This is a genomic window from Nocardioides zhouii, from assembly GCF_004137345.1.
In the GTDB taxonomy this organism is placed as follows: Bacteria; Actinomycetota; Actinomycetes; order Propionibacteriales; family Nocardioidaceae; genus Nocardioides; species Nocardioides zhouii.
On record NZ_SDWV01000009.1, the window covers coordinates 41,782 to 66,050 of the forward strand.

General features: G+C 71.5%; 18 protein-coding genes. 11 read left to right on the top strand and 7 right to left on the bottom strand.

Going from position 1 to position 24,269, the window contains the following annotated elements:
• Position 1 precedes the first annotated feature (1 nt).
• The gene (locus EUA94_RS10485; RefSeq protein WP_129426831.1) at positions 2-1,087 is read left to right on the top strand and encodes an alanine racemase; all 1,086 of its coding nucleotides are present in this window, start codon (positions 2-4) and stop codon (positions 1,085-1,087) included.
• Here EUA94_RS10485 and EUA94_RS10490 read toward each other — a convergent pair.
• Both EUA94_RS10490 and EUA94_RS10495 read right to left on the bottom strand, forming a co-directional pair.
• Positions 998-2,269, bottom strand: a complete 1,272-nt coding sequence (locus EUA94_RS10490; RefSeq protein WP_129426832.1) for a hypothetical protein — start codon at positions 2,267-2,269, stop codon at positions 998-1,000. The two genes, EUA94_RS10485 and EUA94_RS10490, sit on opposite strands and share 90 nt — an antisense overlap.
• A 2-nt stretch (positions 2,270-2,271) precedes the next feature.
• Entirely contained in the window at positions 2,272-4,623 is a 2,352-nt protein-coding gene (locus EUA94_RS10495; protein ID WP_129426833.1) for a transglycosylase domain-containing protein, read from the bottom strand.
• 113 nt (positions 4,624-4,736) lie between these two features.
• On the opposite strand from EUA94_RS10495, the gene EUA94_RS10500 reads away from it, so the two are divergent.
• The 4 genes from EUA94_RS10500 to EUA94_RS10515 all read left to right on the top strand — a co-directional run bounded on the left by EUA94_RS10500 (position 4,737) and on the right by EUA94_RS10515 (position 11,214).
• Positions 4,737-5,312: a PadR family transcriptional regulator gene (locus EUA94_RS10500; protein ID WP_129426834.1), complete on the top strand. Its 576-nt coding sequence runs from the start codon at positions 4,737-4,739 to the stop codon at positions 5,310-5,312.
• Between the two features lie 53 nt (positions 5,313-5,365).
• A complete protein-coding gene (locus EUA94_RS10505; RefSeq protein WP_129426835.1) occupies positions 5,366-6,448 on the top strand; it encodes an inositol-3-phosphate synthase in 1,083 nt (360 codons plus the stop codon).
• A 172-nt stretch (positions 6,449-6,620) separates the two neighbouring features.
• On the top strand, positions 6,621-10,418 hold the full coding sequence (locus EUA94_RS10510) for a PKD domain-containing protein (RefSeq protein ID WP_129426836.1): 3,798 nt from the start codon (positions 6,621-6,623) through the stop codon (positions 10,416-10,418).
• A 118-nt stretch (positions 10,419-10,536) separates the two neighbouring features.
• Positions 10,537-11,214 carry an NADPH-dependent F420 reductase gene (locus EUA94_RS10515; RefSeq protein WP_129426837.1) on the top strand — a complete coding sequence of 226 codons (678 nt, stop codon included), beginning with the start codon at positions 10,537-10,539 and terminating at the stop codon, positions 11,212-11,214.
• 1 nt (position 11,215) lies between these two features.
• Here EUA94_RS10515 and EUA94_RS10520 read toward each other — a convergent pair whose 3' ends face one another.
• Positions 11,216-12,667: a CCA tRNA nucleotidyltransferase gene (locus EUA94_RS10520; protein WP_129426838.1), complete on the bottom strand. Its 1,452-nt coding sequence runs from the start codon at positions 12,665-12,667 to the stop codon at positions 11,216-11,218.
• A 52-nt stretch (positions 12,668-12,719) separates the two neighbouring features.
• Here EUA94_RS10520 and EUA94_RS10525 point away from each other — a divergent pair, with 52 nt between their 5' ends.
• From EUA94_RS10525 to trxB, 6 genes are all read left to right on the top strand, one after another.
• The gene (locus tag EUA94_RS10525; protein ID WP_129426839.1) at positions 12,720-14,993 is read left to right on the top strand and encodes a DUF6049 family protein; all 2,274 of its coding nucleotides are present in this window, start codon (positions 12,720-12,722) and stop codon (positions 14,991-14,993) included.
• Positions 14,994-15,002: 9 nt separating this feature from the next.
• Positions 15,003-16,640, top strand: a complete 1,638-nt coding sequence (murJ, locus tag EUA94_RS10530) for a murein biosynthesis integral membrane protein MurJ (RefSeq protein WP_129426840.1) — start codon at positions 15,003-15,005, stop codon at positions 16,638-16,640.
• A 90-nt stretch (positions 16,641-16,730) separates the two neighbouring features.
• A complete protein-coding gene (locus tag EUA94_RS10535) occupies positions 16,731-18,665 on the top strand; it encodes a protein kinase family protein (protein WP_129426841.1) in 1,935 nt (644 codons plus the stop codon).
• A gap of 23 nt (positions 18,666-18,688) precedes the next feature.
• A complete protein-coding gene (gene sigM, locus EUA94_RS10540; protein ID WP_242494792.1) occupies positions 18,689-19,345 on the top strand; it encodes an RNA polymerase sigma factor SigM in 657 nt (218 codons plus the stop codon).
• Positions 19,346-19,408: 63 nt separating this feature from the next.
• On the top strand, positions 19,409-20,119 hold the full coding sequence (locus EUA94_RS10545; protein ID WP_129426843.1) for a hypothetical protein: 711 nt from the start codon (positions 19,409-19,411) through the stop codon (positions 20,117-20,119).
• 90 nt (positions 20,120-20,209) lie between these two features.
• Positions 20,210-21,223 (top strand): thioredoxin-disulfide reductase, encoded by a 1,014-nt coding sequence (trxB, locus tag EUA94_RS10550; protein WP_129426844.1) that lies wholly within the window; start codon positions 20,210-20,212, stop codon positions 21,221-21,223.
• A 32-nt stretch (positions 21,224-21,255) separates the two neighbouring features.
• Here the strand turns inward: trxB and EUA94_RS10555 are convergent, their stop codons facing one another.
• The 4 genes from EUA94_RS10555 to EUA94_RS10570 form a co-directional block, all read right to left on the bottom strand.
• Entirely contained in the window at positions 21,256-22,302 is a 1,047-nt protein-coding gene (locus tag EUA94_RS10555; RefSeq protein ID WP_129426845.1) for a Tle-like phospholipase domain-containing protein, read from the bottom strand.
• The gene (locus EUA94_RS10560) at positions 22,302-22,904 is read right to left on the bottom strand and encodes a hypothetical protein (RefSeq protein ID WP_129426846.1); all 603 of its coding nucleotides are present in this window, start codon (positions 22,902-22,904) and stop codon (positions 22,302-22,304) included. Before EUA94_RS10560 ends, EUA94_RS10555 begins: the two co-directional genes overlap by 1 nt.
• Positions 22,904-23,860 carry a WXG100 family type VII secretion target gene (locus tag EUA94_RS10565; protein WP_129426847.1) on the bottom strand — a complete coding sequence of 319 codons (957 nt, stop codon included), beginning with the start codon at positions 23,858-23,860 and terminating at the stop codon, positions 22,904-22,906. Before EUA94_RS10565 ends, EUA94_RS10560 begins: the two co-directional genes overlap by 1 nt.
• 68 nt (positions 23,861-23,928) lie before the next feature.
• On the bottom strand, positions 23,929-24,195 hold the full coding sequence (locus tag EUA94_RS10570; protein WP_129426848.1) for a WXG100 family type VII secretion target: 267 nt from the start codon (positions 24,193-24,195) through the stop codon (positions 23,929-23,931).
• Between the last annotated feature and the right edge of the window lie 74 nt (positions 24,196-24,269).

Below are 24,269 nucleotides of genomic sequence, written 5' to 3' on the forward strand. Positions count from 1 at the left end.
GATGAGCTTGACCCTCACCGTCGACGGCGACCGCTGGCGCTCGCACCTCCTCGCCACCGTCACCAAGCTCCCCGACATCGTCCCGGTGGCGAAGGGCAATGGCTACGGGCTCGGCGTGGGTCGTCTCGCGCGCCGTGCGCAGTGGCTGGCCGAGCACGCGGCCGAGACCGGTGCGCCGCTCGACGTGCTCGCGATCGGCACGTACGACGAGATCGAGCGGGCGGCCACCCGCTACGCCGGTGACTTGCTGGTGCTCACCCCCTGGCGTCCCTTCGGGGCCGCGCTCGACCTCGATGCGCGCACGGCCGCGCGCGTCGTACACACGGTCAGCCGCAGCGACGACCTGGCCGGCCTGCGTACGCACGACCCGCGCGCGCGGTTCGTGCTGGAGCAGCTGACGTCGATGCGGCGCCACGGCATGAGCCGGCGTGACCTCACCGCCGCGGCGGAGGTGCTCCGGGCGGACGGCGGGCGCAGCGGCCTGCGCGGCGTGGCGATGCACCTGCCCCTCAACACCACTTCGCACCTCGGCGAGGTCAGCCGGCTGATCAACGACGTCGTCGCGTCGGGGCTGCCCACCCGTACGGTCTTCGTCTCGCACCTCACGCACGCCGAGCTCGGTGCCCTGGCGAGCAGCTATCCGGACTTCACGGTGCGGCCCCGGACCGGCACCGACCTGTGGCTCGGCGACCGCGGTGCCCTGCAGGTCGGCGCCACCGTCCTCGACGTCCACGAGGTCGACCGCGGCGACACCTTCGGCTACCGCGGGCGCAGCGTCCCCAAGCACGGCCACCTCGTCATCGTCAGTGGCGGCACGGCCCACGGCATCGGCCTCGAGGCGCCGACCGGCGACCAGTCGCTCAAAGCCCGGGCCGCGACCCTCGCGCGCGGTGGCATGGACGCGGTCGGGTTCGTCCGCTCGCCGTTCTCCATCGACGGCAAGCAGCGGCTGTTCGCCGAGCCGCCCCACATGCAGGCGTCGATGCTCTTCGTGCCGTCAGGCGCGCGGGTGCCCCGCGTCGGTGAGCAGATCGAGGTCCGGGTCCGCTTCACCGCGACCGACTTCGACCGCGTCGTCGTCACCTGAGCCTGGGTCGGCCGCGTCGCGGAGGACCGCGACCACCAGCCACGCCAGTCCGCCGACCCGCAGCAGGATCGCCAGCCAGTAGGACCGGACGTCGTCGCTGACCGTGGGCACGATCGCGCCACCGACGTACCACCCGGTGACCACCCAGCTCAGCAGGTGCAGGCCCTGCCACACGAGCAGGTCGCGCCAGCGGCGTACGGCGATCGCGGCCAGCGGCAGCGCCACGAGCGCCAGCTCCGGCGGGGCCGTCGGCGCCACGGCGAGCGCCGCGGCGAGCATCACCAGTCCTGCCCGCGCGCTCGTCCGCGGCGTGGTCCGACCGCCGCGCACCACCCACCGCCACACGGCGGCGCCGGCCGCGGCCAGCACCACGAGCTGTACGACGTAGCGCGTCGTCGTCGACGCCTCGACCCCGGCCTGCTGGAGCAGCTGCCAGATCGAGCCGGTGTCCGCGTCATCGCCCTGCGCCCGGCCGGGCAGCGTCACGACGACGTACGCCGCCGCTGCCGCGAGGAGCGCGTCGACGCGGTCGCGCGCGCGACCACCGACGGCGATCACGCCGACGAAGGCCACCGCGACCGGCAGTGCGAAGGCCGCAGCGATCCCGGCGCCGACCCCGGCAGCCCAGGCGCGACCGGTCGTCCAGCCCCAGAGCAGGACGGCCACGCCGACGGCGGCGACGAGCTCCCACGAGAGCCAGTGCACGAGCAGCACGGGCCCGAGGGCCCAACCTGCCGCGGCCCAGGGCCGACGGGGGTCCACGCGGACGAGCAGCGCGGTGGCCAGCAGCGCGAGCGCCGCGAGCAGCACGGCCAGGGCGGCGGTGGTGGCGACCGTCCCGGTGCCGGGGAACAGGCCCGCCAGCCGTTCGAGCCACGTCGTGACGTGCGGCGGCGTGCCGGCCGTGGTCGAGGTGCCGGCGAGCTCGGTCCAGCAGAGCTGGGCGTAGGGCTGGTCCTCACGACCCCACTCCGAGCGCACGCACGCGCCCTTGCTCACCATCCCGGCGGCCAGGGTGAGGGCGCTCGCACCGAGCAGCACGCGCGCGGCGGTCCACCAGCGGTGGCCGCCCGCGTGGTTACCCAGGGGTCCGCCGACCACCTCCGACATCGCCGCGACGACCGGGTCGGTGCGCGTCGGCGCGTCGCTGCCGGGCGCCCTGCCCTGGTCGTGCACGGCCACGCTCAGGGCCGGGAGTCGGGAGCCTGGACCCGCGGCTGGAACCGGCCGGTCGGCGTGGTCGGTGACTCCGACGGCGAGGGCGGGACCGGTGTCGTCGGGGCCGGTGTCTCCGTCGGGACGGGCGTGGTCGGTGTCTCCGTCGGCACCGGCGTGGTCGGCGTCTCCGTCGGGAGCGGTGTCTCGGTCGGCAGCGGCGTCTCGGTCGGCGTCTCCGTCGGCGTCTCGGTCGGCACACCACCGGTCTCGGTGGGCGACTGGGACGGCTTCGGCGTCGACGTCGGGGACGGCGGCGGCGTGTACTCGTGGCCGTCCTCCGGTGCGTCGCCGTCGACGTAGACCGGCTCCGGGAACTCCTTGACGTCCATGCCCTCCATCACGCGCTGCATGATCGCGGTCCAGGTCTTGGCCGGGTAGTTGCCGCCGAAGTAGCCCGAGCGGCCGTCGCTGCTGGTCGGCAGCCACATGTCGGCGCCGTCGGGACGCAGCACGTCGAGTCCCTCGCGGCCCTTGCCGCGGACGAACATCACGGCCGTGGAGACCTGCGGCGTCGTGCCGACGAACCACGACGACGAGACGTCGCCGTCGTCGTTGGTGGCGGTGCCGGTCTTGCCGGCGACCGGCCGCTCGAGCGCGAGCGCCTCGGTGCCCGATCCCTCCTCGACGACCTGCTGGAGGGCGTACGTCACGTCGGCCGCGATGTCGGGGTCGACGGTCTCCTTGCTGCGGGTCTTCGCCTCGTAGAGGGTCTCGCCGTTCTTGTCGACGACCTTGCGCACGACGTGCACCTCGTTGCGGGTGCCGCCGTTGGCGAGGGTGGCGTAGGCGTTGGCCATGTTGATCGGGCTGACCTGGGCGGTGCCCAGGGTGACCCCGATGTTGTCCTGGAAGTCGATGGACTTGCGGGGGATGCCCCACTTCTCGGTCTCATTGCCAGGGATGCCCATGTCCTCGGCCGCCTGGATCACCTTCTGCGGCCCGTCGGGCATCGAGTCGACCATGTCGACGAAGGCGGTGTTCACGGAGTTCTCGGTGGCGGTGATCATCGAGACGGCCGAGCCGTAGTCCTCGTCGCCCTGGTTCTCGAACTCGGTGCCGGCGATGTCGATCGGGCTGTTGCCCTCGAAGGTGTCGTTGAGGGAGAAGCCCTCGCGGATCGCCGCGACGTCGGTCGCTGCCTTCATCGTCGAGCCCGCCATGCCGCCGGCGACCGCCCAGTTGATCTGCGACTCGAGGTAGTCCTGGCCGCCGTAGAAGCCGAGCAGCTCGCCGGACTGGGTGTCCACGGTCGCCGCGGCGACGTGGAGGTCCTTGTTGCCGGCAGGGCCTGGCATGCCCGCGTCGGGCCGCTGCTCGTCGACGGCCTCCTCGACGTCGGCCATGACCTGGGGGTCGAAGGTCGTGGTGATGCGCAGGCCGCCGCCGTCGATCTCCTCCTCGGAGGCGATGCCCCTGGCCAGCAGCTCGGACTTGACCAGCGCCAGCATGTGGCCCTTCTGGTCGCCGAACTGGCTCTGCGTCGCGACCTTGGGGAACTTCGGCAGCCGCTTGAGCGCGGTGTCGCGCTCCTCGCTCGTGATCGTGCCCATCTCGGCCATGCTGTCGAGGACGTACTCGTAGCGGATCTTGAGGTCGTCCCGCGCCTGCTTGCCGTTGGCCGGGTCGAACTGCGTCGGGTTGTTGAGCACCGTCGCCAGCACGGCGGCCTCGCGCAGGCTGAGGTCCTTGGCGTCGTGGTCGAAGAAGGCCTTGGACGCGGCCTGGATGCCGTAGGCGCCGCGGCCGAAGTAGATGGTGTTGAGGTAGCCCTCGAGGACTTCCTTCTTGCTGTACTGCTGCTGGATCTTGAGGGAGACGACCGCTTCCTTGATCTTGCGCTTGTAGCTCTGCTCGCTCGTCAGGTAGAGGATCTTCACGTACTGCTGGGTGATCGTCGACGCGCCCTGGCGCGAGTTGCCGCTGGCGTTGGAGAACAGCGCGCGGAGGATGCCCTTGGGGTCGATGCCCTTGTCGGTCCAGAAGGTGCGGTTCTCCGCGGCGACCACGGCGTCCTTCATCGTGTCCGGCATCTCGTCGTACGGGATCGACTCGCGGTTCTGGTCCTCGTAGTAGGTGCCGAGCTGCTGCTTGCCGTCCTGGTAGTAGACGAACGTGGTCTGCGCCTGGAAGGCCTCGTTCGCCTTCGGGATGCTGATCGCCTGGTAGAGCACGACAGCGATGCCCGCTGTGACGAGCGCGCCGACGACGGCGACGATCCCGAGGATCTTGGCGACCTTCGCGGCCCGCTGGCCCTTCGTCCGCCGCTGCTGGGGCCGTCGGGTCTTGGCCTTGCCGTCGGCCCTGCGCTTCGCACTCACGCTCGTCAGGGTACGGGAGCGCGCGGCATCGTCCGATATCGCGAGCGACTCCCGCCGGCCTGCGGCGTACATCCCGATTCGTCACTCGCGGATATATCGGTACGATAGGTCGCATGGCACGCCGTGCAGACACCATCGAGCTCGCAGTCCTCGGACTGCTGCACGAGGGACCCATGCACGGCTACGAGCTGCGCAAGCGGCTGAACCTCATGCTCGGGTGGGGCCGCGTGCTGTCCTACGGCTCGCTCTACCCGGCGCTGAAGAAGATGCTGCGGGCCAACCTCATCACCGAGGTCGCCACCACCACGACGCCGACCAGCCGCCGACCGCGCATCGTCTACGAGGTCACCGCGGCCGGCAACGAGCACTTCCAGCGCCTCATGACCGAGGTCGGGCCGACCGCGTGGGAGGACGACAACTTCGACATCCGGTTCGCGTTCTTCTCCTCCACCGACATGGAGATCCGTCTCCGCGTCCTCGAGGGTCGCCGCTCGCGGCTGCAGGAGCGCCTGGCGCGCGTGCAGGGCGAGCTCGAGCGGACGCAGGCCGAGGTCAACCGGTACGCCGCCGAGCTCCAACGCCACGGCGTGGAGTCGGTGGAGCGCGAGGTGCGGTGGCTCTCGGACCTCATCCAGGCCGAGCGCGGCGGCCCCCCGGCGACGGCGCCCGCGCCGTCCCCCCACGACTGATCAGAGCTTTTCGACATCCAGCAAGCACGACCAGCAGAGAAAAGGAGAGCCCCATGGGTTCAGTACGAGTAGGGATCGTGGGCGTCGGCAACTGCGCCACCTCCTTGATCCAGGGCGTTGAGTACTACAAGGACGCGGACCCCTCCGGGACCGTCCCCGGACTCATGCACGTGAAGTTCGGCGACTACCACGTCAAGGACGTCGAGTTCGTCGTCGCCTTCGACGTCGACGACAAGAAGGTCGGCAAGGACCTCTCCGAGGCCATCAACGCCTCCGAGAACAACACGATCAAGATCGCTGAGGTCCCGACCCTCGGTGTCGAGGTCAAGCGCGGCCCGACGATGGACGGCCTCGGCAAGTACTACCGCCAGACCATCGAGGAGTCGGCCGCCGAGCCGGTCGACGTCACGCAGGCGCTCAAGGACGCCGAGGTCGACGTCCTCGTGTGCTACCTCCCCGTGGGCTCGGAGCAGGCCGCCAAGTTCTACGCGCAGTGCGCGATCGACGCCGGCGTGGGCTTCGTCAACGCCCTCCCCGTCTTCATCGCCTCCGACCCCGAGTGGGCCAAGAAGTTCGAGGACGCCGGCGTCCCGATCGTCGGCGACGACATCAAGAGCCAGGTCGGCGCCACCATCACGCACCGCGTGATGGCGAAGCTGTTCGAGGACCGCGGCGTGGCGCTGGACCGTACGTACCAGCTCAACGTCGGCGGCAACATGGACTTCAAGAACATGCTCGAGCGCGAGCGACTGGAGTCCAAGAAGGTCTCCAAGACCCAGGCCGTGACGTCGAACCTCACCGGTGAGCTGGCCGACAAGATCGACAGCCGCAACGTGCACATCGGCCCGTCCGACTACGTCGCGTGGCTCGACGACCGCAAGTGGGCCTACGTCCGCCTCGAGGGTCGCGCCTTCGGTGACGTCCCCCTCAACCTCGAGTACAAGCTCGAGGTCTGGGACTCCCCGAACTCCGCCGGCATCATCATCGACGCCGTACGCGCCGCGAAGATCGCCCTCGACCGCGGCGTCGGCGGCCCGATCATCGCGGCCTCGACCTACCTGATGAAGTCCCCGCCGGTGCAGATGGCCGACGACCTCGGCCGCGCCGAGCTCGAGAAGTTCATCGCGGGCGAGTGATCGCCGGGCGTCCTCCGACGCCCACCCAGCACCATCCCAGCGGCCCCGCAGTCCACGTCCCGGACTGCGGGGCCGCTGCGTGTTCCGGAACCGGCGAGTAACTTCCGGCCCCTGCGCGTCGTTCTCAGGTCATCGACGCGCCCCCGCACGCGTCCTACATCCGAGGAACCCGATGCCCCGATCACGTCGGCTCGCGACCACCATCCCCGTCGCCGCCACCGCCCTCCTCGCCGGGATGCTGACCGTCACCACGGTCGCCACCTCCGGCACCGCCAGCGCCGCGGCACCAGCCGCCGCACCTGCCGCGACCTCGTCCGCCACGGTCGTCTCCGAGGGAGTCGTCGGCGGGCTCGAGGTCGAGAACTCGTTCGTCTCGGCCGTCGGCTGGGTCAAGCCCGGCGACACCTATCCCTCGCGCGTCATCGTGCGCAACACCTCGGCGTCCACCGTCTCCGGCGCGTCCGTGGTCGTGGCCGCCCCGGTGGGCAGCACGATCGTGAAGGCCGGCACGACGACCGTCGAGGGCGGCACGTACACCTGGCAGGTCGGCAGCCTCGCCGCCGGCGCCTCTCGCACGCTCGTGCTCGAGAGCCGCGCCGCCACCCTCGCCCAGCTGCCGACGATCGTGTGGCGCGACCTGTCCACGACCGCGACCGTCACGGTCGGCGGCGCGAACCAGGCGCTCACCAGCCACGGACCCAAGGTGATCCCGCCGGGTTCGGAGTACGACACCGCGCGCTACGGCGACCGGCCGTTCCCGGTCGTGCCCGTCGCCTACACCGACCGCGGCTACGGCACCCACGAGCGCTCGCTCGACACGGTCATCAACGACCCGTCCTTCGAGGGATCGACGTTCAACCTCTTCCAGGAGATGAGCATCGGCCAGCTCTACCCCGACGGCACGGTGCCCTCGGCCGGCATCGCGACCGCCGACTTCGCCTACCCCGGCAACACCGGCACCGGCGGGGACAAGGCCTTCCCGTTCACCAAGGTCGTGCCGGGCCAGACCTGCGCCGGTGTGACGTACGCCGACAGCCCGCTGCCGACGAACCCGCTCTACACCGAGCGGATCCAGGACGGCGTCTACCAGCTCCCCGGCACCACCGGCTACTACGGCTCCGACGCCAACGGCTCCGCGGTCGTCGGCTCGCTGGCCGGCGTCGGTGCGCTGCAGCAGATCGACTCGGGCTGCGGCCCCACCGGCAAGCTCGTCGTCGACGCGGCCGCGATCGCTGACCCGGAGATCGACTACTCGGACTACGACACCGACAAGGACGGCGTCGTGGACTTCTTCATGGCCGTCTTCGCCGGCTGCGGCGGCAACGGCGCGTCACAGCTGAGCGTCGCGGGCTGCGACCTGCCCAACCCCAACACCGGCACGCCCGACGGCCCGTACGACAACATCTGGCCGCACTCCTCGAGCCTCGAGTTCTACTACTCCGACCCGACCACCGGCCTGCCCGGCTTCACCACCGACGACCAGCTCAAGAACCTCGAGGGTGAGCCGCTCTGGTACACCGACGACAGCTACTCGACGATGACCACGACGGACAACGGCAACGACCTCAAGGTCTTCGTGCGCGTCGGGCCCTACAACCTCAACCCCGAGACGGCCATCGACCACGCGTCGGTGATCTCGCACGAGTACGGCCACTCGCTCGGCCTGCCGGACTTCTACTCGACCGGCTCCCGCGAGACCTACGGCGACTGGAACCTGATGGCGACCGACAAGTCGCACAACATCGACGCCTTCGGCCGCCAGGAGCTCGGCTGGGTGGTCCCGGAGGTGCTCGACTCCGATCGCACCGAGACCGGCATCCCCGACTCCAAGCAGGACACGAACGCCATCACCTGGCAGACCCCCGCCGGTGCGCCGTACACCCTCACCGAGGGGCAGGCTGGTGTCGGACGCGTGCAGAACTCGCAGATGTACGTCGCCAAGCTGCCCGGCCGGATCCTGCTGGACCCGGCGAAGTTCGACACCGGTGACACGGCGACGGCCTCGCACACGTGGTGGTCGCGCTCCGGCAACGACTTCGGCTGCTCGACCGACGACGGCGGCCACAACATCGACGTCGCGCTCCCCGAGGCCGCCGGCCTCCCCGCCGGCACGACGCTCTCGCTCGACCTCAAGTCGATGTGGGACATCGAGTGGGACTACGACTACGGCTACGTCCTCACCTCCGGTGACGGCGGCCAGGACTTCGCCTCGCACCCGTCCGCCAACGGGTACACGACCTCCAACGCCGACCCGCTCGCCGGCAACCCCAACCAGAACGGGTGCCAGGCGGCGTACGACAACGGGATCACCGGCACGTCCGGCTCGTACGAGGCCGGCTCGGAGGCCACCGACCGCAAGCTCGGCGAGACGCCGGAGATGGTGTTCCTCGCCGACTCCTTCGACATCTCCGACCTGGTCGGCAGCGACGCGCCCGTGCTGCGCTTCAGCTACGCGACCGACCCGGGCCTGGCGCGACCGGGCTGGTTCATCGACGACGTCGTGGTGACGGCCACGCTGCCCGACGGCTCCACGCGCGAGATCTACGCCACCGACTTCGAGACCAGCGGGGGCACCGACGACCCGCGGATCTTCAACGGCGGCTGCCGCGCCGACGGCCCCGGCGGGAACTGCGGACAGGGGTGGCAGTACGTCGCCGCCGGCACCGAGGGTCCGTCCGACCACGCCTACTACCTGGAGATGCGCGACCGCTCCGGCTTCGACCTCGACGGCAACGGCCAGATCGACCGCGACCCGATCGCCTTCGCGTCGGGCCTGTACACCGCGTACACCGACGAGGCGCACGGCTACGGCAACGCCGGCACCGACGACCCGCCGGCCCAGTCGCCCCTCGACAGCCAGCCGGAGCCGGGCAGCAACACCCCCGACCTCGGCGACGCGGCGTGGACGGCGGCACCCGGCGACTCGCGCTTCTCCGACTCGGGCGCGGGGTGGACCGACAACTACGCCGACCCGGGCAGCGCGTCGGGGAACTGGGAGTTCGCCTACGACTGCCTCACCTTCGACGTGCTCGGCATGAGCGGCAACGGTGACGGCACCGAGGCCGGCGAGGGCCCGCAGCAGGCCGACGGCGACCTGACCGGCGACGTGCGCTTCGACGTCGGCGCCGGGTGCGGCGAGTTCGACTACGGCTACGAGGACGAGCCGGTCCCGCCGGCCAACACGGCGCCGGACGCGAAGGCGACCGCCACTCCGGCGACCGGTGCACCGGGCACCAAGGTGCGCCTCGACGCCACGGGCAGCACCGACGCGGAGACGCCCGGGAGCCTGACGTTCTCGTGGAACTTCGGCAACGGGGGCACGACGAAGGACGCCCAGGGTGCGGTGGTGGAGCACACCTTCGCCAACGCCGGGACGTACGGCGCCACCGTGACGGTCTCCGACGCCGGCGGCCTCACCGACACCGCGACGGTCCGCATCACGATCACCGAGCCGGGCCAGCCGACGCCCCCGCCGACGACGACCGACCCGACGCCCACCACACCCGGGACCGGCTCGGGCTCGGGCTCCGGGTCGGGCGCCGGATCCGGCGGGACGGGCGGGGCAGGGATCGCGGTCACGTCCGTGACCCCGACCGCGCTGTCCCGGGCGTTGCCCTGCCAGGGCCGCTCGGTCGGCCACCTCGGCAGCTGGCGGGTGCTGCAGGGCAACGCCCCCGGTGGCTCCTACTGCGACAACCGCGGGAAGCGCACCGGTCGCGATGTGTTGCGCGTCGGCTTCCAGGGTGACGCGATCGACGTCGTCTTCGGTCGGGCCCGTGCTGGCGGCAAGGCCGTGCTCTTCGTCGACGGCGAGCGCGTCGGCACGCTGTCGTTCCGAGGCCGCAGGACCAGCCCGCGCCTGAACCGGCACGCGGTGGTCTCCGGCCTCGGCACCGACCGCCCGCACCGGCTCCGGCTGGTGGTCCAGCGCGGCACGGCGTACGTCGAGGGCTTCCGCGTCGCGCGCTGATCCCGCTTGTAACGCCGGGTTACTGCTTGTACCCACCCCCGTGCACGGGGGTGGGTACAGCACCTAACACGGCGTTACAGTCGGCTGGCTGTCCCGCGGCCCGTCGGAAGGACCCCCCATGAACATCGCAGTACTCGGCACCGGCGCGGTCGGCCAGGCGCTCGCCGGTCGGCTCAGCGGACTCGGCCACACCGTCGCCGTCGGCACCCGCGACCCCGAGGCCACGCTGGCTCGCACCGAGCTCGACGGCATGGGCAACCCGCCGTTCGCCGCGTGGCTCGGCGACCACGCCGCCGTCAGGCTCACCACGTTCGCCGAGGCCGCCGCCGAAGCGGAGCTCGTGGTCCTGTCCGGCAGCGGGTCCGCCGCCCTCGACATGCTCACCGCGGCCGGCGCCCAGCACCTCGCCGGCAAGCCGGTTCTCGACATCTCCAACCCGCTGGACTTCTCGGCCGGCTTCCCGCCGAGCCTCTTCGTCAAGGACACCGACTCCCTGGCCGAGCGGATCCAGGCGGCCTTCCCCGAGGCCCGGATCGTGAAGTCGCTCAACACCCTGACCGCGCAACTGATGGTGGAGCCCGACCTGCTCGGCGGGCCGACCACCGTGTTCGTCTCGGGGGACGACGCGGACGCCAAGGCGACCGTGACCGACCTCCTCACGTCGTTCGGTCACCAGGACGTGATCGACCTCGGTGGGATCGAGACCGCCCGCGGCACCGAGATGTTCCTGCCGCTGTGGCTGCGGACGATGGGTGCCCTCGGCACCGGCCTGTTCAACATCAAGGTCGTGCGCTGATTCAGCCCTGACGCCCGGCCCACCAGCCCCGCAGTGCCGCCTCCGCCTGCTCGGGCGTACGGGGTCCCTCGTCCATCCGCAGCTCGAGAAGGAACCGGTAGGCCTCCCCGACCTCGCGGCCGGGGCCCACGCCGAGGATCTCCATGATCTGGTTGCCGTCGAGGTCGGGCCTGATCGAGGCCAGCTCCTCCTCCTCGCCGAGCCGGGCGATCCGCTCCTCGAGCGAGTCGTACGTCCGGCGCAGCCGCTCGGCCTTGCGCTGGTTGCGGGTGGTGCAGTCGGCACGGGTGAGGATGTGGAGCCGCTCGAGCTGGGTGCCGGCGTCGCGGACGTAGCGGCGTACGGCGCTGTCGGTCCACTCCCCCGAGCCGTAGCCGTGGAAGCGCAGGTGCAGCTCGACCAGCGTCGAGACGGCCTCGATGTCGTGGTTGGAGAAGCGGAGCGCCTGCATCCGCTTGCGGGTCAGCTTGGCGCCGACGACGTCGTGGTGGTGGAACGTCACGGTGCCGCCGGACTCGAAACGGCGGGTCTTCGGCTTGCCGACGTCGTGCATCAGCGCGGCGAACCGCGAGATGAAGTCCGGCCCGCTGCCCAGCCGGTGCTCGAGGTCGATCGACTGCTCCAGCACGGTGAGCGTGTGCTCGTAGACGTCCTTGTGACGGTGATGCTCGTCGCGCTCGAGCGCCAGGGCCGGCAGCTCCGGCAGCACGTGGGAGGCGAGGCCGGTCTCGACGAGCAGGCTGAGACCGAGCCGCGGGTGGGGGGCGCACACGAGCTTGACCAGCTCGTCGCGCACCCGCTCGGCCGAGATGATCTCGATCCGGCCGGCCATCGCCGTCATCGCCGCGACCACCTCGGGAGCCACCGCAAAGCCGAGCTGCGCGGCGAAGCGCGCCGCCCGCATCATCCGCAGCGGGTCGTCGGAGAAGGAGTCCTCGGGCGCGCCCGGCGTACGCAGCACCCGCTCGGCCAGGTCGACGATCCCGCCGAACGGGTCCTCGAACTCGCGCCCCGGCACGCGTACGGCCATCGAGTTGACCGTGAAGTCGCGCCGGCCCAGGTCGCCGGCGAGGTGGTCGCCGAAGTCGACGTCGGGCTTGCGGGAGGTGGGGTCGTACGTCTCGGAGCGGTAGGTGGTGATCTCGACCTGCCACGGCCCCTTGCGGCAGCCGATGGTGCCGAAGGCGCGACCCATGTCCCAGACGGCGTCGGCCCAGCCGGAGACCAGCCGCTCGGTCACCTCGGGCCGGGCGGACGTGGTGAAGTCGAGGTCGCTCTGGAGGCGGCCGAGCATCGCGTCGCGGACCGGGCCGCCCACGAGGGCCAGCTCCTCGCCCGCCTCGGCGAACAGGACACCGAGCTCGTCGATGACCGAGCCGATGCGGTCCAGCTCCGCGCCGACGCGGTGCTGGATCTCGACGATCGTGAGCGGTGGCAGGGCGGCGTCGGACACGACGGGCCAGTCTACGTCCGGTCCGACGCCGCCCAACAACTACAGTCGGTGCGTGCCCCGCTCGTCCTCGTTCCGCGCTGCCCTGGCGGGGCTCCTGATGCTCGGACTGGCGTCACTGGGCGCGTCGGCACCGGCCGGCGCCGCCGCCGCGGTGGACGGCGACCCGCTCGTCGTGCACATCGATACCATCACCCCGGTGCTGCCGCGCACCGGCAACGTCGAGATCACCGGGACCGTCACCAACGTCAGCGAGGACACGTACACCCGCGTCAACCTGCATGCCTTCTCCTCGGCGAACCCGATCCTCGACTCGGGCCAGCTCATCGAGTCCGCGGCCAGCGAGCCGGGCGCGGACGTCGGACCGCGGGTGACCGTGCCGGACACCTTCTACACCGTCGACGAGCTGGCTCCCGGACAGACGGCGTACTTCGCCGACTCCGTGCCGGTCGACCTCCTCGAGATGGACCCCACGGCGGAGGGCGTCTACTGGATCGGCGTCCACGCCCTGGGCGACGGCGCGGTCCCGCGCGACGCGTTCGCCGACGGCCGGGCGCGCACCTTCATCCCCGCCCGACCGAGCCGCGACGCCGCGCAGGAGGCCTCGGTCATCCTGTCGATCCGCGGCCGCGTGTGGTTCACCGGCGAGGGGAAGATCAGCGGCCTCGAGCGGTGGGAGCGCCGGCTCGCGGAGGGCGGCAGCCTCGACGGCGTGCTCGACATGGCCGACTCCGCCGACGGCACGCCGTACAGCTGGCTGGTCGACCCGGCCGTGCTGATCGCGCTGAGGCGGCTCGAGCTCGGCAACCCGGTGCGCAGCATCGCGCCCGACCCGAACGTGCCGGGCCAGGAGCCCAGCCCCACCGAGACACCCTCGCCGGAGGCCACGGAGGGATCGACCCCGACGCCGGAGGCCGACGACACGCTCACGCCACCTCCGCCGGCGTCCGCCCCGGAGCCGACAGCGCAGGAGCAGACCCTGGCCAACGCCGCCGCGCTGTGGTTCCAGCGGTTCCGTGAGCTGGTGGGCGAGCAGCCGGTGCTCACCCTCCCCTTCGGCGACCTCGACGTGTCGGCTGCCGTCCGCAACGACCGCACCCGCTACGAGCAGGCGGTCGCCCGCAGCGCGGAGGTGATGGCCGACCGGGACCTTCCGTCGGTCCCCGCCGTCGCGCCGAGCAGCGGCCTCCTGAGCCCCGAGGCGATCGAGTACACCGCGCCCGGGACGGTGATCCTGGTCGGCGACAGCGCGTTCGACCTGCCGCCCACCACCCCGAACTCCGTGGTCAAGATGCTGGGTCACAAGCTCCTCGTCACCAGCACCGCGACCCAGTCGGGCGGCCCCGGGCCCACTGCGGCCAACGACCCGCTCGCCCTGCGCCAGCGGCTCCTCAGCGAGGCGGCGCTCCGCTCGCTCAACGGCGACACCGCGCCCCTGGTCGTCACCGTGCCGACCGTGTGGCGCGGGGAGGACGCCGAGGCCTTCTTCGACGAGCTGGACCAGCCGTGGCTCGACATCGTGCCGGCCGAGGAGGTCGCCGCTCGCGGCGCTGTCGGCCTGCCGTCCTCGAGCCTCAACTACGCCGACGAGAAGTCCGAGCTCGACGCGGGCAGCTTCACGGCCGCCACGCGGGCGACCAATGCGGCCAAGCTGCTCGAGCAGGTCCTCTACTTCCGGACGACCATCGAGGCCCAGGTCCGTGACGAGGCGCTGGTGACGTTGTCCGAGCAGCACCGCGTACGTCCCCGGCAGGCAGTCGGTGCCGCCTCGCGCACCGAGCAGGCGATGGTCGACGACCTCGGCAGCATCGAGATCGAGGTGCCCAAGGCGGTCACCCTCTTCAGCGCGTCGGGCAAGCTCGGCGCGACGCTGGTCAACAACCTCGACCAGCCGGTCACCGTGCTCGTCCGGCCCACGACCGACGGCCAGCTGACCCTGAGCGACGTCGGCGAGAAGACGCTGGGCCCCGGTGCCCGCACCGTGCTGCGCTACGAGGCCACCACCGACCAGCTCGGCGTGCACAACGTCCGGCTCGCGGTCACGTCGGTCGAGGGCGCGCCCCTCGGCTCCTCCGACGAGCTGCCGATCCGCGCGGCCCGGGTCAGCGCCCTGGTGTACGTGGCCATGGCCGTCGGCGCGCTCGTGCTCTTCGGGATGATCGGCTACCGCCTGCCCGGCCAGGTCCGGGCCCGTCGCGCGGAGCTGGCGGCCGCGGCCCGTGGCGAGGACGTCGAGGCGGACGCCACGCCCGCCGAGGAGTCCGATGTCCCCACCGAGAGCCGGCGGGAGCCGCCGTCCGGGGCGCCCCTCGTCCCGGAGCGACCATGAGCACTCCCCATGACTGAGCAGCGGATCCTGGCCTCCTCGGCGGTGATGGCCGCCGGCACCGTCTTCTCCCGGGCCTCCGGCTTCATCCGCAGCGCGCTCATCGTGCTGGCGCTCGGGGCGTCACTGCGCGGCGACCTGTTCACCATCGCGAACACGCTGCCCAACATGGTCTACATCCTGCTGGCCGGCGGCATCTTCAACGCCGTCCTCGTACCGCAGCTGGTGCGCCGGATCAAGGCCGACCCCGACGGCGGCGACGCGTACGCCAGCCGTGTCATCACGCTCTCGGCGCTCTTCCTCGGCGCCGTCACCGTGCTGCTGGTCGTGCTCGCTCCCCTGCTGCTGCGCGTCTACCTCGACGGCCGCTACCTGCTGCCCTACCGCGAGACGCAGCTCGAGTCGATCGTCGACCTGACCCGCTGGTGCCTGCCGCAGGTGTTCTTCTACGGCATGTACGTCCTGGTCGGGCAGGTGCTCAACGCCCGCGGCCGCTTCGGTCCGATGATGTGGGCGCCCATCGCCAACAACCTGCTCGCGGTGGCGATGCTCGTCGCCTACCTCGTCGTCTGGGGCCCGGTCGGCGACGGGCGGGCCCGCATCGAGGCGCTCAGCACCAGCCAGGAGGTGCTGCTCGGCCTGGGCTCGACGCTCGGCATCATCGCCCAGTGCCTGGTGCTGGTGCCGTACCTCCGCGCCTCGGGCTTCACCTACCGCCCCCGCTTCGACTTCCGCGATCCCGAGCTGAAGAAGACGCTGTCGCTCGGCATCTGGACCGTGCTGTTCGTGATCGTCACGCAGGCGGCGTACTTCGTCGTGGTGCGGCTCGCCTCGGGCGGTGCCGCCGACGGCGGTGACGGCACCGGCTACACCGTCTACTCCGGCAGCCTGCTCATCATGATGGTCCCGCACGCCATCGTCACGGTGTCGCTGGCGACCGCGATCCTGCCGCGCATCTCGACGTACGCCAGCGAGGACCGGCTCGCCGACCTCGGCAGCCTCGTCGGCTCGACCCTGCGTACGGCGCTGGCGCTGGTGCTGCCGTTCGCGGTGGTCCTGCCGCTCGTCGCCGGCGACGTCGCCGCGGTCGCGTTCGGCTGGGGCAACGCCGACACCGCGGCCACCTTCGCGCCCACCCTGGCGCTCTTCGGTCCGGCGCTGGTCTTCTTCACCGTCCACTACTTCATGCTGCGCGGCTTCTACGCGATGGAGATGACGCGGCTCGTCTTCCTCATCCAGGTCGCCGTCTCGCTGACCAACGTCGCGGTGGCCCTCGCCCTGGTGCCCTCGCGGCCGCCGGAGGAGACGGCCCCGATGCTCGTGGTCGCCTATCTGTCGTCGTACGCCGTCGGCGCGGTCGTGAGCCTCGTGCTCCTGCGGCGCACCGTCGGCGGGCTGCAGCTCCCGCAGCTGCTCAGGTTCCTCGTCCGGATGGCCCTCGTGCTCGCCGCCGCCGGTGCCGCCACCTGGCTGGTGGAGTGGTCGCTCGCCGGGCTCGGCGACCGCCCCGGGCCGCTGGTCGCCCTGTTCCGCGGGGGGCTCAGCGGGCTGGCCGGGGCGATCGTCCTGCTCATCGGCGCCCGCCTGCTGCGGATCCGGGAGGTCACCAGCGTGGTCGACACCGTCGCGGCGCGAGTGCGGAGGGGCTGACAGTCCTTAGAGTGGCGTCTGGGTCACGGCGGGGTCGAAGCACGCCGCGGACACATTCTCGACCGGCAGCCGGGGGAAGCGAGGTGAGCGATGCCGACATCCATGCAGGCGGGTGACGTGCTCGCCGAGCGCTACCGGCTCGACGACCTCCTGGCCGAGAACGGCACCGGTCGCTTCTGGCGCGCCCACGACCTCGTGCTCCACCGGGCCGTGTCGGTGCACCTCCTCCCGGCCGACGACGACCGGGCACCCGCGGTCCTCGAGGCCGCCCGGGGTGCCGGACCGGTCATCGACCGCCGGCTCCTCCGGGTGCTGGACGCCGAGTCCGCCGACGGGCGCTGCTACGTCGTCAACGAGTGGGGCCAGGGCGACTCCCTCGACATCCTCGTCGCGCGCGAGGGCCCGCTGGCGCCGCGTCGCGCCGCCTGGCTGGTCGGTGAGGTGGCCGACACGCTGGCCGAGGCCCACGCCGCCGGGCTCGCCCACGGGCACCTCGTCCCGGAGAACGTCCTGATCGACCAGCACGGCCAGGTGCGCATCATCGGCTTCGGCGTGGACGCCGCCCTGCGCGGACTTCCCCCGGGTCGGGTCGGCGTCGACGAGATCGACCTTGCCGGCCTGCTCTACTGCGCCCTCACCGGCAAGTGGGCCGGCGCGTCCGAGTCCGCCGTGCCGCCCGCGCCCGAGGTGCACGGCGAGGTGCTCCGCCCGCGCCGGGTCCGCGCCGGCATCCCCCGGATGCTCGACGCCCTCTGCGACCAGGTCCTCAACCCCCAGCACGCCCCCGGCGGCGCCTCGGACTTCACCGCCGTCGGCATCCGTGACCTCCTCCACGACTTCATCGGCGACCTGACCGGCACGCACGTCCCGGTCCAGGGCCCTCGCGAGCCCTCCGCGCCCGCCCCGACGGCGTACCCCACCGTGACTGTGCCGGTCGTCCCGGTCCCGGTCGCCGACCCGGTCGACGACACCCCCGACGACGTCGAGCCCGAGCCCACCCCCGAGCCGGCGCCGCCGGTCGACCCGCCGGTCCCGCTCGACGAGCCTGCGACCGGGGCGGTCGACCTGCCCACCCAGGCCGGCATGCCCGTCTTCCACGACGACGACGAGGTCGACTGGCTGCGGGCGCGTGCCGAGCGGCCCGAGCCCCCGCCGCCGCTGGAGGAGCTCCCGCCGAAGCCGCTCTTCGCCCCCGACCCGCCGGACGGCGAGCCCGTACGCCGCCCGCGTCCCGGCAGCCGCGCCGCGACGGCCAACCCCGACTACTGGCCCTGGGAGGTCTCCCAGGACTCGTCCCGCGACTCCTCCCGGGACTCCGGGGTCCGCCCGGTCGGTCGCGACACCGGCTCGTGGAGCTCGGGAGCCTGGTCGGAGAACCGGTGGGGCGCCGACGATGGTCAGGACGACACCGGCGACCAGGTGCCCGGCCGCAGCTGGATCCGGCTGGCGATGATCGTGGGCATCTGCGTGCTGGTGATGGTGGCGGCGGTCGCGGCCTACCAGCTCGGCCTGCCGGTCACGACCGACTCGGACGACGAGCCGACCACCTCGTCCTCGCCGAGCCCGACCGTGGCCGAGCCCACGCCCTTCACCGACCTGGTCGCCGACGACTTCGACCCGCAGGGCTCCGTGCCGCGCGAGGAGAACCCCGACTCGGTGCCCAACGTCGTCGACGGCGACCCCGCCACGTCGTGGAGCACCTCGACCTATCAGCAGAACTTCGGCCCCGCCGGCCTCAAGACCGGGGTCGGCCTCGTCATCGACCTCGGTGCCACCAAGGGCGTGCGCCAGGTCGTCGTGATCATCGACGGTGGCGAGACGGCGCTGGCGGCGTACGTCACCTCGACCGCGCCGACGGGTGTCGCCGGCCTCAGCCCCGTCGGCACCGCGTCCGGCACCGGCGAGGTCACGATCAGCCTCGACGAGGCCGTCTCGGGTCAGTTCGTCACGGTCTGGCTCACCCTGCTGCCACAGGTCGACGACGGCTTCCGCGGCACCATCGCCGAGGTGCAGGTGCTCGGATGAATACCCCACGGCGGACAGTCGCGGTGACGGACGAGCCCTCCGACCGGGAGCTCCTCCAGGCGCACGTCGACGGCGACGCCGACGCGTTCGGGGTGCTGTTCGCGCGCCATCGCGACCGGCTCTGGGCGGTGGCGCTGCGCACGATGGGCAACCCCGAGGACGCCGCCGACGGGCTGCAGGACGGGATGATCGCGGCCTTCCGCCGCGCCGGGTCCTTCCGTGGCGAGGCGGCCGTGACCACCTGGCTGCACCGCGTCGTGGTCAACGCCTGCCTCGACCGGCTCCGGTCCGCGAAGATCCGGCGCTTCGAGGCCCTGCCCGACGACGTCGAGGACCGCGGCACGCTCGTCGCGACCGCGCAGCACGACGACCAGCCCGAGGCGGCCGCCGAGGAGGCCGAGCGGCGGAGGCGGGTGCTCGACGCGCTCGCCACGCTGCCGGCCGACCAGCGCGCGGCGCTCGTCCTGGTCGACATGGAGGGCTACCCCGTCGCCGAGGTGGCGGTGATGCTGGACTGCGCGGAGGGCACGGTGAAGTCGCGCTGCTCGCGGGGTCGCGTCAAGCTGGCCGGGCTCCTGGCCGACCTCCACCGCCCGGTCGGTGACGTCCCTCACGGGAACCCTCCCCCGGACGGTCCCGTCCAACCCACCGTGCGACCCCGCGGCCCGCCCGCGTCCTGATGTCCGCCGCCCGCCCCCGACCCTTCCACCCGCGCCGCAGCCACCCGAGAAGGAGGTGACCCGATGACCGAACCCACTGGCCTGCCGCCCGAGCAGGAGGCCGTACGCCGCCTGCTCGCGGACGCCCGCCACGACGGTGCGACTCCGCCCGAGGTCGTCGCCCGCCTCGACGAGACCCTCGCCTCCCTGGTGGCCGAGCGACGCGAGGCCCGCACCCCCGGTGCGCCCGTCGTCGACCTCGGCGCCCGCCGTCGCCGCCTCGCCGGGATGGGCCTGCTGGCCGCGGCCGCGGTCGTCGTCGCCGGGGTGGCGGTCGGCCAGGCGCTGCCCCGGATGCAGGGCAGCAGCGACGCAGGGTCCTCCGCCGACTCGGCCACGTCGGAGCGTGAGTTCAGCTCGCAGGAGGACTCGGCCGGTAACGATGCCGGCAGCAGCAACCTCGCCGAGGCCCCCCAGGACCCGCAGGCGAAGGAGACCTACCTGACCCCCGGCCTGGCGGGCTACCCGAACCTGCTCACCTTCGGCGAGAACCTCGACGACGACCTCGTCGACCTGCGCGCGACCGAGTCCAGCGCATCCGCCACGGACGAGTCGACCCGGAGCGTGTCGTGCGACCTGCGCGGGATCGGCCCCGGCCGCCGCGTGGCCGCACAGATCGACGGGAGCCTCGGGCTGGTGGTCTTCCGCCGCAGCGTCGGCGATGCCCAGCAGGTCGACCTCTACGTCTGCGGCGACCCGCAGGCAGTGCGTACGCTCACGCTGCCCGCACCCTGAGGCGGGAAGAACGCTGGCCTACGATCGGTTGAGGATGTCGTACGCCAGCACCCCCATCAGTGACACCAGCCAGCAGGAGAGTCCCACCCCATGAGCGAGACCACCGACCCGCGCAACGTCATCGTCATCGGCTCGGGGCCTTCGGGCTACACCGCTGCCGTGTACGCCGCCCGCGCCGCGCTCGAGCCCCTCGTCTTCGAGGGGTCGGTGACCGCCGGCGGTGCGCTGATGAACACCACCGAGGTCGAGAACTTCCCCGGCTTCCGCGACGGCATCATGGGCCCCGCCCTGATGGACGAGATGCGCGCCCAGGCCGAGCGCTTCGGCGCCGAGCTCATCTCCGACGACATCGTCGAGGTCGACCTCACCGGCGACATCAAGGTGGTCAAGACGGCCACCGACACCTACACCGCGCGATCGGTGATCCTCGCGACCGGCTCGGGCTACCGCAAGCTCGGCCTGCCCCGCGAGGAGGAGCTCTCCGGTCGCGGCGTCTCGTGGTGCGCGACCTGCGACGGCTTCTTCTTCCGCGAGCAGGCCATCGCCGTCGTCGGTGGCGGTGACTCCGCGATCGAGGAGGCCACGTTCCTCACCCGCTTCGGCTCGAAGGTCTACCTGATCCACCGCCGCGACGAGCTGCGCGCCTCCAAGATCATGCAGGAGCGCGCCTTCGCCGACCCCAAGCTCGAGATGGTGTGGAACTCCGAGATCGCCGCCATCAACGGCGCCGAGCGGCTCGAGTCGGTCACCCTGCGCGACACCGTCACCGGCGAGGAGCGCGGCCTCGACGTGACCGGCCTCTTCATCGCCATCGGCCACGACCCCCGCTCCGAGCTGCTCACCGGCCAGGTCGACCTCGACGACGACGGCTACGTCCTCGTCGACCACCCCTCGACGGCCACCAACCTGCCCGGCGTGTTCGCTGCCGGCGACCTCGTCGACCACCACTACCGCCAGGCGATCACCGCCGCCGGCACCGGCTGCGCCGCCGCCCTCGACGCCGAGCGCTTCATCGCCGCCCTCGACCACGAGGCGTCGACGGCCGGCGAGGCCGCCGCCACCGTTGAGGCGATCAGCGAAGAGGTGCAGACAGCCGGCGCCTGATGCGCCGCTGACGGCCGCGGCTGAGGTTGCGGTCAGTCGTCCGGTGTGCCTTCGCGGAAGGCATCCCAAGCACTGTGATTCCCCCACCCGATGAAGTGCTGCTCGCCCAGCGCGCCGGGTGCCACGGTCGGGATGGGAACCCTCGCGACCTGCTGCGCCACGTTGATGCCGTCCTGGACGGCGCCGAGCTCGTCGTTGTTGGTGGAGTAGTTGACCACATTGTCGGCAGCACGGAACGACGACTCCCCAGTGACACGGCTGGAGCGTTCGAAGGTCCCCGCCGCGTAGTCGAGAAGGCTCACCGAGTTTCCCCCCGCGGTCGAGGCGTACAGGTAGTCCCCAGCGCTCACTCCGGCCGCGTTGAAGGTCACGGCGCGCGCTCCCGTTGCCACCGATGCGAGCGCCGCATTCCGCCCGCCGAGGGAGTGCCCGGTCAAGATGAGATTGTCCGCTCCCACACTGTGCTTGAGTGCCAGTGCGAGGGCGACACTGGCCTCGGCCTGCGCGGACACGTGGTAAGGGTTCGCACCACTGAAGTTGTTGGTCCAGTCGGCACCGCGCAGATCCCCCTCGGTCCCTCCGAACGACACGATGATCCGCCCGTGAGCGTCCCGATAGACCTTGGCATCGAACCCGGTGCGCTCGTCGCGCAGCATCCCCGGAGTGATCCCGAGCCTCTTGAGCTCGTCCTTGCCCAGTTGGGTGTAGCCGTCCTTGGTGATGCCCTTCTTGTTGCTCGCTCCGGACTCGGCGAATTCGACCAGGTCGCGGTCGCTCACCTTCGCCGGTGGTCTCGTGGAAGCGCCCGTCGCAGCAGCGCTGGCGCGGTCCTGCTGGTCGGCCTCCAGCCGCAGCTGCTTCGCCTGGGCAGAAAGCGCCGCCGAAGCCTGACGCAGCTTCACCGAATGCTCGGAGTCCCAGGTGTGCCGGAACCTGACCGCGAACGGTCCGGCCCAGGCCGAGATCTGGATGCCGTTGCGCACCTGGTGGCTGGTCTGGGTGAGCTGGTTCGCGGCCTGCTCGAAGGCTCGTGCCAGGTTCCGCATCTGCTCCAGGTCGGCGCCGATCAATCCGGACATCAGACGGCCCAGAACCCGCGAACGGCTTCGATCAGGGCAGTCGGATCGTCAACCGCCCCCCGTGGTGTGCCGTCCTCTTCGACGCGGACGGTCCCGGCACCGCGTCTCCGCAATCCTCCAAGAGGACGTCGGTCTGAAGACCAGAACGCCACGGCAACGTCCCCAGCGCCTTCGCCGGAGACCTGCTCGGCCAGCAGCTCGAGGGAATGCTCCAGCTCGATCTCGTGCAGGACATGCGTGCCGGAGACGTCGGATCTCACAGCGATCAGGCCGGCGCTTCTGTCTGCTCGGAAGAGACACAGGATCGGCGCATCGGCCGGGATCCTGTCCTGCTCGTCGACTGCGGCAGCAGTCGCCCACGGCCTGGCCCCGAGGCATGTCGCCGCAAGGCCGAGCGCGTCGTCCGGCTCCCCGTCCTCGTTGACGAGGGATCGCACCGCCAGGGACCGTAGGCCGCGTCCGGACGCACGGACCATGTCGTTCTCGTCGGTCACGTCAACGGTCCGCAAGGCGGTCCACCAGGCACGACCTGAGACGGCGGCCAAGGCCATCACCTCGTCGTCGGTGAGCGCGAGAGATCGGACGGTGATGGTGTCAGTCATCAGAAGATGCTCCAGATTTTCTCGGTGAAGACCTCGTGGGCTGCCTTGCCGAATTCCTCGGCCACCATCCCCGCGCCACCGTTGGAGCGGACGAAGTCGACGGTGTTGTGGAACGCCTCCGGGCTCCAGTCGACGTCCTTGCCGGCGTCGGCCGCCATGTTGAGCGACGACAGAGCCATGCCTCCGAGGTACCCGACGGGGTTCTTGCTCGTCTTCAGGGCGGCCGCCACCGTCTTGCTCACTCCCAGAGGGGTGGGATTGGTCGCCAGTTCCGCCGCTGCAGACGCCAGCCCTGCACGACCCAGGAACTTGTCCAACTTGCCGAGACCCGGGATGTTGTCAACCTTCTGCCCCAAGCCGTTGACGGAGAAGATGCCGTTGAAGCTGCGCTTGTACTTCAGGAAGTCAGAAGCCCGTGGCCCGAGTTCCTTGGGCAGAGGAACGTTCTTGGGCAGCCGAAGATCTCGGCTCTTGCGCAACAGGTCCTCCCAGCCCTTGGGATACCTGCCCACCAGGCTCGCGTTACGTCCCAACGCGCCCGTCGCGCCAAGGATCCCGAGGACACCGAACTCCTGTTGGAACTTGGTCTGGAAGTTGTCCCAGAACTCGAGGGGGGACGTCGGAACCGCCCTGTCCCGGGAGTAGCCGCCACCGCCACCCGTCGACTGCCCGGCAATCGAGCCGCCCCCCGCGCTGCTCGCCTGCCGCTGCTGCTGGGCCTGGATGCGCAGCTCCTTGGCGGCCCCCCGCAGGAACCCGGCCGTCCGCTTGAGCTGGGGGCCGTGGCGGTGGTCCCAGTCGTTGCGGAAGCGGGTGGCCCGTGGCCCGGCCCACGGGTTGGCGACAACCGCGACGCGGATCCGGAGAACCGTCGCCTCGAGCGAGCTCGCCCCACGGTCGAAGTCGCCCGCCAGCCGGTCCAGGGCGTCCGGGTCGGCGCCGATCATGCCGTTCATCGATGCTCCTCAGGGATGTGGATGTCCGCGGTCGGTGCGTGGCCCGAGCCACCACGCACCAGACGGGTTCAGCGGGAGACCTGGTCCTGGTCGTTCGCGTTCTGCGACGCGGCCTGCGACGCCTGAGCGAGGGCCTCGGCCACGTTGCGGAGGTTCGTCGAGTGGGTGCCGTCCCACTCGCTCTTGAAGCGTGCCTGGTCCTGCCCGACCCAGGTGGTGCCGCCGAGCTTGGAGCTGAGCTGCGACTGGAGGTTCTTGACCTGCTCCGACGCCTGCTGCAGCTGACGGGACAGCGCGCGGACCTCTTCGACGTTCATTCCGATCATGCCGGCCATGGTGTTTCTCCTTCTGGTGTGTGTGGTGTGGTGTAGCTGAATCGTGGATGCCCGCCGAGCGGGCGTCGATGGGT